This window comes from Levilactobacillus senmaizukei DSM 21775 = NBRC 103853, assembly GCF_001592085.1.
GTDB lineage: Bacteria > Bacillota > Bacilli > Lactobacillales > Lactobacillaceae > Levilactobacillus > Levilactobacillus senmaizukei.
This window is the reverse complement of record NZ_BCWD01000039.1, coordinates 1-11,738: the sequence shown is the minus strand read 5'-3', so window position 1 is coordinate 11,738 and position 11,738 is coordinate 1. Positions and strand designations below refer to the sequence as shown.

General features: G+C 41.3%; 15 protein-coding genes. 2 read left to right on the top strand and 13 right to left on the bottom strand.

Going from position 1 to position 11,738, the window contains the following annotated elements; genetic code table 11:
* The 9 genes from LSE01S_RS10195 to mobQ all read right to left on the bottom strand — a co-directional run.
* Positions 1–429, bottom strand: a 429-nt coding sequence (locus LSE01S_RS10195; RefSeq protein WP_235808340.1) for a phage tail tip lysozyme, incomplete at its 3' end; no start/stop codon positions are given.
* Complete coding sequence (locus LSE01S_RS10190) at positions 430–1,848, bottom strand: conjugal transfer protein (protein ID WP_061777532.1); 1,419 nt, start codon at positions 1,846–1,848, stop codon at positions 430–432.
* Entirely contained in the window at positions 1,841–3,856 is a 2,016-nt protein-coding gene (locus LSE01S_RS10185) for a VirB4 family type IV secretion system protein (RefSeq protein WP_061777531.1), read from the bottom strand. Before LSE01S_RS10185 ends, LSE01S_RS10190 begins: the two co-directional genes overlap by 8 nt.
* An 11-nt stretch (positions 3,857–3,867) precedes the next feature.
* Entirely contained in the window at positions 3,868–4,527 is a 660-nt protein-coding gene (gene trsD / locus LSE01S_RS10180; RefSeq protein ID WP_061777530.1) for a TrsD/TraD family conjugative transfer protein, read from the bottom strand.
* Positions 4,496–4,858, bottom strand: a complete 363-nt coding sequence (locus LSE01S_RS10175; RefSeq protein WP_061777529.1) for a hypothetical protein — start codon at positions 4,856–4,858, stop codon at positions 4,496–4,498. The genes trsD and LSE01S_RS10175 overlap by 32 nt, the downstream gene beginning before the upstream one ends.
* A gap of 21 nt (positions 4,859–4,879) precedes the next feature.
* The gene (locus LSE01S_RS10170; protein WP_015474618.1) at positions 4,880–5,215 is read right to left on the bottom strand and encodes a CagC family type IV secretion system protein; all 336 of its coding nucleotides are present in this window, start codon (positions 5,213–5,215) and stop codon (positions 4,880–4,882) included.
* A 1-nt stretch (position 5,216) separates the two neighbouring features.
* Positions 5,217–5,828, bottom strand: coding sequence for a hypothetical protein (locus tag LSE01S_RS10165; protein ID WP_061777528.1), 612 nt, complete (start codon positions 5,826–5,828; stop codon positions 5,217–5,219).
* 36 nt (positions 5,829–5,864) lie between these two features.
* Complete coding sequence (locus LSE01S_RS10160) at positions 5,865–6,173, bottom strand: hypothetical protein (protein ID WP_061777527.1); 309 nt, start codon at positions 6,171–6,173, stop codon at positions 5,865–5,867.
* A gap of 81 nt (positions 6,174–6,254) precedes the next feature.
* A complete protein-coding gene (gene mobQ / locus LSE01S_RS10155; RefSeq protein WP_061777526.1) occupies positions 6,255–8,315 on the bottom strand; it encodes a MobQ family relaxase in 2,061 nt (686 codons plus the stop codon).
* A 251-nt stretch (positions 8,316–8,566) separates the two neighbouring features.
* Between mobQ and LSE01S_RS10150 the strand changes: the two genes are divergently transcribed.
* Positions 8,567–8,794: a hypothetical protein gene (locus tag LSE01S_RS10150; protein WP_080633844.1), complete on the top strand. Its 228-nt coding sequence runs from the start codon at positions 8,567–8,569 to the stop codon at positions 8,792–8,794.
* A gap of 22 nt (positions 8,795–8,816) precedes the next feature.
* Positions 8,817–9,095: a hypothetical protein gene (locus LSE01S_RS10145; protein ID WP_061777525.1), complete on the top strand. Its 279-nt coding sequence runs from the start codon at positions 8,817–8,819 to the stop codon at positions 9,093–9,095.
* Here the strand turns inward: LSE01S_RS10145 and LSE01S_RS10140 are convergent.
* From LSE01S_RS10140 to LSE01S_RS10120, 4 genes are all read right to left on the bottom strand, one after another.
* A complete protein-coding gene (locus LSE01S_RS10140) occupies positions 9,085–9,540 on the bottom strand; it encodes a hypothetical protein (RefSeq protein WP_338048257.1) in 456 nt (151 codons plus the stop codon). The genes LSE01S_RS10145 and LSE01S_RS10140 overlap by 11 nt on opposite strands.
* Positions 9,488–10,263, bottom strand: a protein-coding gene (locus LSE01S_RS10860; protein ID WP_156470527.1) for an IS5-like element ISLpl3 family transposase whose coding sequence is annotated in 2 segments (ribosomal slippage) — positions 9,488–9,939 and positions 9,939–10,263 — 777 coding nt in all. Because the reading frame shifts where the segments join, the coding sequence is not laid out codon by codon here. Before LSE01S_RS10860 ends, LSE01S_RS10140 begins: the two co-directional genes overlap by 53 nt.
* 172 nt (positions 10,264–10,435) lie before the next feature.
* A complete protein-coding gene (locus LSE01S_RS10125; protein ID WP_027821223.1) occupies positions 10,436–10,717 on the bottom strand; it encodes a type II toxin-antitoxin system RelB/DinJ family antitoxin in 282 nt (93 codons plus the stop codon).
* A 258-nt stretch (positions 10,718–10,975) separates the two neighbouring features.
* Positions 10,976–11,738 (bottom strand): replication initiator protein A (locus tag LSE01S_RS10120; RefSeq protein ID WP_061777522.1); only part of this gene is annotated, 763 nt, incomplete at its 5' end.

Below are 11,738 nucleotides of genomic sequence, written 5' to 3'. Positions count from 1 at the left end.
TTCTTGGTCGAGATAATCTAATTGCACTCCGAGATTTGTGGCTGGTTTGTTTTCTTTGTGAGCTAAGTCTTCCAGTTTATCTTTTCGGCCATCTAACCATTGGGCTAAGCCCGTGGCACCGGAACTTGAATTAACAGATTGTGGATCAAGCCGACTTTCTAGTTGTAACACCCCCAAAATACCGGCGGCCGCTTGTGGGGTTGCGCCATACTTCTGTTTCCAATGCGCATAGATATTTTTAGCATTGGACGTCATGTCCTTGCTATCGAGCTGGGTCTGGGTTGCGGTAGTCGAATCATCGCAGCTGTTTTCTTGCAATTGACCAGTGACTGCCGCAATTAGCAAGATGATTAGCAGAAGGGCGCCACCCACAATATAAGCAATCAACTTCCACTTCTTTTTCTTATATTCAAATGACAATACCTGCATTTAATCACCCACTTTGTGCTTGGCCTGATCGACCTTTTTTTGGGCCGCTTGCTGATCGTTTTGGGCATTCTTTAAATCAGACTTAGCCGAATCCACCTTCTTGTCTTTGTCCTTATCTTTACTGCCATCAATCTTGTTGGCGTCATCTAACTTCTTTTGGGCGTCGCTAACTTCGTTCTTAGCGGCATTGAGACTTAACAGGGCTTTTAAATACTTAGCTTTAGGACTATTCACACCGGCTAATTTGGTTTGGACGGTCTGGGCATCTTGCGTATCGTTATGGGCGATGAAAGCTTGCCCCATTCTCAATAAAACATCAGCGTTCGTCGTAAAGGATAATTGGTTATTAAGCGTATTGGTATCATAATTAACAATCGCTTTTTCGAGTTTCAATTGATCTTTTTGCTTACTCGTCGCCTTAGTGGGTAACTGCCAATCGGCCACTTGACTGCTATCTTGGTTGGCATAAGCCGCATTAACAACCTTGTTCAACTGACTTGGGTCAACGTTTAAAGCTTGCTGGTACTGACGATGCTTTAAAAAGACACTGACTTGCTTAGTTACAGGATAGCCGGCCCGTTGCATATCTTTTTGCGCTTCCGACCACTTTTGATCATTTAAAGCGGTCTGAATTTGACTGCTATATTTTAATCGCGTGACCTGGGCTTGGTTCTGGTTAGCTAAGCTTTGATATTGCCGTTCGTCACTTTTATGAACTAAGCCGACGGCCAAAATGGCCACAATCGCCACCCCGGCCACGTTCAACCATAAACGTTGTTTGGTTTTCTGCTGGGCCGTTTCAACTTCCTGCCATTCGTGATAGCTCACAAAGTCCTCAATGCCGTTAACCACTTCCGTTAACTCATTTAACGACGTAGCTTTAGCTACTTGTTGTAAATAGTCGTCCGGGTGTTTGGCCAAGGCTTCTTGGGGATTGCTTAGTAGCCGTTCATAGGGCGTCCCCGTCAAGCAAAACAGAATCAGTGCTTTGTATTTGGCTAAATTGCTATGTTTGTCATCATAAGGCATGAGTTCATTGGCCCGGTAGGCGTACCAAACATGTTGCATTGGGTAATACCACAGGTTGGCTGGGTTCAACGCAATGTGATACTGGCTATCAGCAACCACCTTTTGCGCCATAATTTTCTTGGCAATGGCTGCCCGGATCGCCTTATTTTCATGTGGCAAGTCCTTTAATGATCTGACTTTATCCGGCAAGGTATAAGTTAAAACAACCTTCTGGTCTTGCTCAACTACGTTAACCAACTGTAAGAAATTGGCATCAGCTTCCTTTAATTCGTTTAGCTCACTCAACTGGTCATATCGAAATTGATTGTGATTGAGTTCGAGAATTAACTGGTTCCCTTGTCGCTTGAACGTGCCAACCTCGATATTCAATAACTGGTTTGATTTACTCATTTAAAGTCCCTCCTTCCTCTTCGGTAGTGGTCAAGGCGTCAATCTCACTAGGTGTTAAGACCACGCGCTTTTGATAATCCGGTTGTCCGGCTGTCTCACGGTTGTATTTCTCTTGGTAAGCTTCGGGGTCGATTAGTCGTAGTTCTTCTTCGGTCAATTCAACTTTCATAAAGGCGCGTTGGCTACCATAAATCATCAGAGCTTCGCCTTGTCGTCTGCGTTCTAGTAGCTTCTTTTCTTTATCCGAGAACGTCATTCTTAACTTGGTAATCACATCATCAACGCCTTTACCGTCAAGACCAAAGAACACTTTGGTGTAGGAGTTCCCAATAATGGCTTCACCAATGTTCTGCCCGGTATCTGTCGTGCCTTCGATCACATCTTGAATTTGCTGCGTTCCGGCAATCGCCCCAGCATTGTATTTTCTAAAACGTTTGTATGCTTGGTGGAAAAAGGTGGCGGCCGCTTTATGCAAGGTCAAAAAGTGAAATTCATCGACAAACAATTTCTTGCGGCTATGCCGATCTTTGGTAATTTCGTCCCATAGATACTGGAAAGTATTCAGATAAGCCGCTGATTGGACTTCCTGTTCACTTTGTAGTGGTTTTAGATCAAAAGAAATGATCTTCCCCTTTAGGTTTACGTTGGTATGCCCGTCAAATAGGCTGTTAGAACCATGGGTATAACTGCCTAAGATGTAGTAAAAGTCTTTTACCCGACTAAATTTATCAGCGTCCTTATCAGCCAGTTTTTCCAACTCGTCATAGACATTCGACAAAGTCGGCCATTGATCGTCTTTAACCTCTTTTAAGCGGCTATATTTCAAAACGCCACTGTTGACGTAAGCTTGTTTAACGACATCATCAAGGATTGCCAGCTCAACTTGGGTAATCCCGGTTTTAAGGACTTCAAATAATCCCTTTAATCGCTGGATTTTATCTTTGACTAGTAAATCAAGGTTTGTGACCGTTTCATCGGCGCTTAAGATTTCCTCGGAAAAGATTTGTAGCGGGTTAATTTTGTACTTCGCATTAGAAGTTAAGTGCAAGACTGCCCCACCCAATGCTTCAACAATCTTGGTATATTCATTTTCCGGATCAATAATGTAGATTTGATAGTCTTGAATGGCATAGCGTAAGATTTTCTGGATCATATAGGTCGTCTTGCCGACCCCGGAAGTTCCGATAATCACTTGATTTTGGTTCAGGGTCTTGTTGCGGTCCAACATATCCACGGCAATTAAACTGTTAGTGTCTTTGTTAACTCCTTCAATATCGCTCCTGGGCTTTAAGTCCAAAATCTCGGCGTCATCAAAGGGAAACATACTGCTGGCTACTTCGGTATTACTTTCTTTATAGGTGTAATCCCCCATCAGGTTCTCGTTAATTGGCATGGTTGACCAAAAAGCTTGGAAGGTGGCCTTAACAGGCACGAGGGGCTTCATTTGTAGCTTAATCAGCGTATTTTTAACGTTTTCGGTTAAGTCATCTAATTCCGCTAAACTGTTGGCCCGCAGATAAATGAGCATATGTTGGTACACAAATGTGGTAGAATTATCGAGGTATTTATCTAGTTGCATGTTGGCTGAATCAATATAATTTTGCAGAATCTTCTTTTTATACGGGTCGAACGTATTGAGCTTCTGCGCTTCCTTATTTTGAATCGTCTTCTTGTAATAGGTAATCATTGAATTGTTACTGGCGCTGTCGATATATTGCACAATATCGATAACGCCTTTTTTGCGCTTCAATTCTGACAACCAGTTGCCGTACACTCGTTTGGGATAGTCAGCAATCGCTAACACCCGAATAAAATTCTCCCCCGACTGGACGTAGGTGGGGTACTGTTCCCAGCTAAACGGGAATAGTGAATGCAAGCTATCGCGATCAATCAGCTTGGTAAAGTCTTCAACCTCCGGTTTTTGTTTATTAACCGCTGGTTCACTATTTTGCTGACTTTCGTTTTTGGTTGGCATGAACAAATCTATGACCTTATCGCCAAAACTCATACTGTTGCCTCCTATCCATTGAAATTGATTAAGTTCTTTAAAATCTCTTGGACTTCTTGACTAGTCAACACTTTGGCCGTCACATCAAAGTCCGTTAACGCATTTTCAATATCCCGCTTAACCTGTTCGATTTTTTCGTCTAAATGACTGACCGCTAGATTTAAACTCTTAACACTTTTGTCTTTAATCGGTACCTTAACGATTAGCAGATGTTGTTTAGTGGTCATGTTTTTGGATTCCTGGACTTTAGTAAAGTGGTCCAAATAACTGGCTATTAATTGGATTTTGAACTGTTGATCGGGGTGATCTTTTTGTAAAGCAAGATACCGCCGTTTGAGACCATTGAGATAAGCTGTCATATTGACGGGAATTGTCGGCTCTAAGAACTGTAAGGTGTCATCAACCCCTTCACCCAACGTACTCATGAGAAAGGCGCCATAGTCCTCAAAGACGTCTTGCTGTTCGGTTTCATTAAGTAGATCAAGGTTGATCCCACTAACTTCCAAAATGCCAACGAGATTACCCGTTTTGGTAACTTCGTAGTTACCATACATACCCACCACCAAGCTCATGTCATCAATGGTCTCTTTGCCACCATTGATTCTAGGCGGTTGGTAATCCCAATTGAGCTTCGCTGATTTATTGGCGGTTTTGCTCTTCTTCAAACGCATTTAGTTCGCCTCGCTTCTTCGGTTTTAAATAAAACAGTTTCTGACCATTGGCATAGCGACGTTTCAACTTAAAGTTATCCCGCACTTTAATATTCTTCCGCACCGCAACTGGCCGAATTGTTAAAATAGCCATGACAATCGTCATGGCTAAGACAACAATCACAATTTTTATGAGGACTAAAATCAGGCCATAGGGTGGGATCGCAATAAAAATTAAGCCCACTAGTCCTGCCAGCGCCGCATAGCCAAAATCCTTCAAGGTGTAGTCTTTCCAGATCCCATAATCTTTATCTACGTTCTCTGGAAAGATAAATTCTTTTCCTTTCTTCATTTTGGCAGGCTCCTTTTTAAATTAAGTGAAGAGGCTGTAAACCCAAGGTAATAGCCAGATAATGGCTGCCGCTAAGGCCACTAAACCAGCCACCCGACCAACCGCGTGATAAACCTCTGATTTCTCTCGTGGATCGTCTGCGTCAGGCATTCTTTTGATAATAATAAATAGCGCGACACAAATCCCAACTAAAACGACCAAGCCAGTTAAAATACCTTGAATCGTCTTACCAGCTTGAGTTAACTTGCTTTTAACTTCGCCGCCGTCCGCCGCCAAAACAACCTGGGCGTTCATCAGCCCTAAATAAATCGCAGTAGCTCCAGTGGTTGCTAACGCTTTTACTTTGCTAAATTTCATATTATTCCTCCTTTCCGTCTTCCTGTGAACGTAATTGAGTCGGTTCTGCTCGCGTTTGCTCGGGTTCTCGCTGATAGAACTTGTTCATTTGTTCCTCGGCAATTTGCTGGCTTGGTAATGGATCGGTGGCTAATTTGGTGCGGCCGTTTTCACTCGTGGCTAAGTAATACTCTTTTTCTGACTGGCCTAATTCTTGGGTCTCTAAGACATGCAAATTATGTTCGTAACGGTCTAAGGCGTTATCAACTTCTAAGCCATAGAAACCTAAGAAACCTTCCAGGAAACTCTCACCAAAAAAGGTCATTTCATTTTTGATCTGCTTATATTGATGAGTCGGTTTATCACTTACCAATTTTTCGGCCTTTTTAGCATTTTGACTGTCTTGGTGGCGATTAAACCAACCACTAAGCTTTAACGGCTCAGTCTTCAACTGGCGTTTAACGGTCTTCTTAATCATTGCTTGCCGAACTTCATCGATTGGCTGACCGTCTTGATCTAATATCGCTTGTAACTGTTTTGGATCAGTTAATGCGTGGTCATCATCAACCACAATCGCCTTTTGATCATCATGAACTAGCTTGCCATTAATGCCTTGCCAGCTTTCTACTTTCATTAAATCACCTCCTCAAAAAAAAGCGCATTAGGGTCGCTAAACAACTAGCTTTCCCCTAACCCGCCCGGTAAAATGGATTATTAGGAGGGTGACACCCAGAATCGTAACTTCTAGGTGCTGATCCTCGTTAGCAACTTCACTGCTTACGAGGACGCCCTCTTTTTTTATGTGGTTTTTAACCCACTCTATCCCTTCATCAGATATTAATTTATTGGTACCTGAACCAAGCAAAAATTGATCAGGGAACTCTGGATGTCGTTTGATCCAGTTGCTGACATAATTTCGGCCACGCCCCAGCTTATGATTAGCTTGCGTTAGGCTGTACCATTCCTGATTGCCTGTCACATGTAAGTTCTCCTTTCTTAATTTAGTTATAGTTTAGCACTAAAAGGTGTAACTTGCACCATTTATTTTTTTACATTTAGGTTACAAATGCATGCCCCCATCTTCATGCCGGTTTCGAGTTTGGTGTTGCCGTTGCTTTTTCGTCATTTCCCACTCAGTCTCCTTTAGCCCACGTAGTTGCTGCTTTCTTAGATAGTCCGTATTTTTCGCATATAAAATGGTTATTAAGGCTTCATCCAAAATATTAGTCAGGTAGTTTTTCGGGCTAGTTGGGTAATAATTAATGGCCTGATAGTCCTTAATTTGGTCTTGCTTATATTGATCAAACCGTGTTGTCTGTTGTTTCAAACGGGCTTGCACCATTTCAATTTGTTTGTGATCCAACTTAGGATCTTGGCCACATTCGCCGATAAACAGTTGCCGGGTGCCATCATGTTTTAAGACCCGTTGCAGTCGATGATCCTGAATATCTTTTAATTCCATTTTACCTAACAGGTAATTCAAACCGGCTTGGTGTTGCTGACTAGTAAAGACTACCGGTGGCTGCTGTTGTAATTGATTAAGATCATCGGCGCTTAATGGCTTTAATTCTGGGTCATAGTAAACCACAGCGGTATAGATCTGCTCCTTATCAATCGTCTCTAGCTTATCCAGGTCACTGTCCGGAAAAGCAGTCGTTAGAATGCTGTTGTATTGAGTTTGCACTACGGCTTTAACTTCCCGCATGACCCGTAAATTTTTCACCGCTTTAGAAATGAATTCGAGTTCGTTAGGTTCATAAACGGCTAGCATGCCCCGATCAGTATGCTTCAAATCGTCTAACTGGTGACCATGTTTGGCTAGTACCGTGGTTAATTGCTTCTCAATTGTTTGGGCCTGCTGATTAACTAACTGCCAGCTGGTATACGGCCGCTTGGTAAACGTCAATAATTGCTGGGTCAGTAAGTCGTTTCGAATATCCGCTAACCGTTCTGCTAATTCGCTACCTTTGAAAATTGTTTGTTCGCTATTAGTTTCTTTAATCAGTTCCCGTCGTTCAGCTGCGGTTGTCTGTTCAAAATTAAGTTCCGGATAAAGCTTTTTCGTTGCTCGTTCCACCACTTTATTTAACAACTGATTAGCTTGTGCTAGTGATGTCGTTTGCTGGTCAATGGTCAGTAGTTGTTTGGTTACATCTTCACCAACCGCGTGTTTAATTAATAAGCTGTTTTTCCAATTAAATAGCATGCGCTGTTTATCGTCTAAATGTTCTAAATCGACATAGGTTTTCAATTGCTGACTTAGATGAATAATTGTGTGTTTTTCAGAGAACGATAGCTCGTCAGTTAACGCGTCAAAATGTTCATGATTTCTTATCTTTTCGTCAAGATTATGATATTTAGCTTGAGCGTTTCTTTGCGCTCTAACTTGTTGATTAAATGCTTTTCGATTTTTTCTTTGGCTGTTAATGCCTTCGTGTTGGGTAGGTGTCTCTTGAAGCCCTTGATCGACAAACGATTTTTCACTAATCCGATCCGGAATATTTTTTTGTGCTAAGAACTGATTAACACTCAATGCCCAATTTTTTCGCCACTCATTAATTTTTTCCTTTTTATCCCAATCAACTAACCAAATTTTTCTTTGTTTTGGAAACCCGCTTTTGGTTAAAAGTTGCTTGCCATTTTCATCTTTAATGTACTGCGTCTTTGCTTTTAACCCCCAACTACCATCGGGGTTAAATGGGCGATTGGTTAACATCACATGAGCATGCGGATTGTCTGGATGGTCGCGATGAATTGCTACGTCAGCTACCATACCTTGATCGGCAAAATTTTCTTGCACATATTTTGTCAGTAATTCTTTCTGTTCGGATTCACTTAATTCTACCGGTAAAGCTACGTTAAATTCTTTTGCATACCGTGAGTTTGATTTACGATCTTTCTTTTCAACTTCATTCCATAATTTTTCTCGATCACTGGCCCATTCTGGTGCATTTTTGGGGGTTAAAATAAAGCTTTCTGGAATTACCGATCGGGCATAGAAATATCGGCGACCTTCTTTATCATCAAATAATTTTTCACCACTTCGATAAGCCGAACTGGCAATCGCGCTTCGTCCTTTTCCAGCACTAATATTACTAAAACTCATATGAAAAATTGCCATGTAAGTCATCTCTTTACTTTGATTCTATGGGTTTTCTTCTGTTGTCGACATCGGCGACTTCTAATACAGATTTTTTGGGGTTAGTACAACATAGAATTTATTCTATGTGTAAGTGCGCATTGACCTCGTTTCACTCATCCTGCTGATTCTCTTAACTTTAATTTAGTGTATGCCTTCCGCTTCGCTATTTCAACTTTTATACTTTGACTTAACGTTTCCTATATGATATAGTTTCGGTGATTATTTCTAATATGATTGGAGGGATCGTTATGTCTCAAAGTAACTTAGAAAAACAAGAAGCTAAATTAAAAGCCCTTAATCAAAAAATTAAGGACGAAAAAAATAAGATTGAACAACGGCTAGGTAAACAAATCATCAGTCAATCCAATTTAGATTATGCTAATTTGTCTAACGATCAGATTAAGCTTTTAGCCAAGCAATTTTCTGAATTTTTAAAGGTAAAGTCCGTAGATCATTAGCCATACGAGATGGGGAAATTCCATGTCTAATCAATATGAAAAACTAATCGATCAGCAAGCGCGTTTAAAACAAAAAATTGAGCGGGAAGATTTTAAATTACGGCAATCTAAATACTACGAAAATCGGCAAGCCCGCAAAGACCGTTCTCGCCGATTAATTCAAAAAGGGGCTTTGCTCGAAAAATACTTTCAAGCTGATAACCTTTCGGTCGAACAAACCGAAGATCTTTTAAAAATATTTTCTAATTATGTTAATGCTCATAAACCGAATAAATTCAAAAACGATCAGCCTAATAACTAGGCCGATCGTTTTTATTTTCAGGATTGTTTTTTGGCTTAACTTCTGGATTGTGTTTAGCAAAGTCTTTTAACTGTTTTTGAATTCTTTGTGTAAGCTCTGCTTTACTTTCTTTGTGCTTCCCTTTACTTGATCGCTGTTGAATTATCTTTTGACCCTTACCTCTTCTTTTTGATTTTAGGTCAAGCGTAAAATCTGAAATTTTATTTTGATCTAGCTTACTTAAATGACCGATTTCTTTAAAGTTTAAACCGGCTTTGGGAAAGCGATAAATATTACCAAGATCGACCCAGGAAGGTTTCTTCAACCCGGCGGATTGCCAATCTTGAATCGGATAATATTGTTGCTTGATATAAGCCGACTTCTTTTCATACTGACTAGGGTCCGTCTGAAAACTACTTAAGTAAGATGCAAATTGAGGCAATGTAAACCGTAGCCAGATAAACATGAGCGAGCTTATCATAACGCGTTGCAATCCTACGAAAGTTCTTCAACTGACTGAAGAAGTTCTCAATCAAATGGCGCTCACAATAAACGTGGTAATCACAGGTCCACTTGTCTTTGGTATTTTCCTTTGGCGGAATAGTATAGACGCCTGCTTTATCTTCAATATACTGGCGAAGTTTCGCGGTGCCATAGGCTTTATCCGCGATAATATTTGATTGAGAAATATCGAAGCCTTCCAGCAACTCACTGGCAACTTGGCTATCATGTACTTGACCACCTGTTAGGCGAAAAACCAAGGGATTCCCTAATCCGTCAACGAGTGCGTGAATCTTGGTCGTTCGGCCACCTCGACTTAGTCCAATAGCTTGATTTTCGACCATACATTCGGCGTTTTTTTTGCCCCAGTGGCCTTTTGATGCGCTCGAACGATCGTTGAATCTAAGCTCAAGTTTTCCATGTCGGGATCGTCAATCAATTCGAGAAAAACCTGTTCGAACAAGCCTGAACTTACCCAGGCTCGGAAGCGACTATACACCGTTTTCCAAGAGCCATAGCGTTCAGGTAGATCACGCCAAGGAGCCCCGCTGCGCATGAGCCAGAGGATAGCGTTGAGGGCGGTACGGTTGTCTAGGCTTGATGGACGGCCAGTCCGGTATGGCGGGAAGTATCCTTTGATTCGGTCCCACTGAGCATCTTCCAGTTCGTATCGTTTAGGTGTTGTCATCGGAATGCCTCGATTCGTTTTTCCTCAGATTATACCTGAATTTTTAGTTTTCAGACAGTCCCTAGTAATTTTAAAAGCCTCGACCGTCTGTTCTGATACCCGACGAATTAAAACTGGCCGAGACTTGCCACCGTTAGTTTCTACAAAACTAACGTATAGGCTGACTAAGTCATTAGTCCTCATCTGGATCGTTGAGCCAATCAGCGACCTCTTTAGCGTCTTTGAACTCGGTGACTGGTGTCCCTTCGGTCGCCTTTAAAAAGCGTAAATTAGCTCTTTCTTCTTCGCTTAAAGACACATTAAAAGGTAAAGCACCATTAGCAACAATCCGCTTGTAAAACATGTTAATGGCCGTGGTTGGATTTAAGCCCAATTCGCTTAAAACTGCTTCGGTATCATCGGCCAAATCTTTATCAATCTTGACTTGGACCCGTTTCTTTTCCTTACCTGCCATGATTGTCTCATCTCCTTTCTTTTACTACTACCATTATACTACCTTTTGAGTATCTGATCAACGGATAAAACCCTGGCCTCAAATCACTTGAGCTTGGCGTTGATCTAAAGGCTGAAATTTTGAGCTGGTTAGCCTGGTTAGCTCTGCACTCATTTAAAAACCCCTATTCTTCTGTTTAAGCCATTTAGATCTAGCTTAAGTATAGAGAGGTTAGTAAGACTTAAAACCGCTTAGAAAGGATTTTGTAGCCTTTTAGGACTAGTAGTACAACCCACTGTTATCGTTGTCGGCCGACTTTTCTTCTTCGGGGTGTTTGGCCGCATATTCTCTAGCCGCTTTTTTATTCCACCAAACGCCAAATAGGTTTTGCATGGTGCCGTACAGGTAATTTTCCACGTTCTTGATGTGCTTCTCATTACTTCTTAGGACGTTAAAGTAGCGTCTCAAGGCTTTAGTCATTAGCGGTTTAAGTTCTTCATCATCAAGTGGGATTATGACGCCAATATCTTTGTGATCTTTCTCAACTCGGTACTTAGCATTTAAGATAATGCCAATGAAGCGCCGCATTTGTTGCGGGGTACGGCACCAAAAACTGAGCAGCTGAATGGCTTCGGGTTCTAAGAAGACTTCCCAGCCACTTTCTGAATCCGTTAAGAACTCATCAGCATGTTTTACTAAATCCCGATTTTGGATTTCTATTTCAGCTGGTGAAAAGTTAGCTGTGGAAAAATTTAACTTTTGAGTATCTATCTTGTATCTATCTTTATCTTTTTCTTTAGGTTCTTTATATAGATTAACTGCACTTTTTGCAGTTCCGCTTGTAGCAAGGGCTTGAGACACTTTTGGGCTATCTTCACCGCGTAAATAAACATCGGTTGCTTTCACATCGAGCTTGGACAGATATAAGCGATTCGGTTCATTCTTTTTTGTTTTTGGGTTAAAGCCCAGTTGTTTTTGCATCAGCAAATGAGCGGATTCGAGTTCTTTTTTAATTTTGACGACTTTTTGATTATGGCAATTA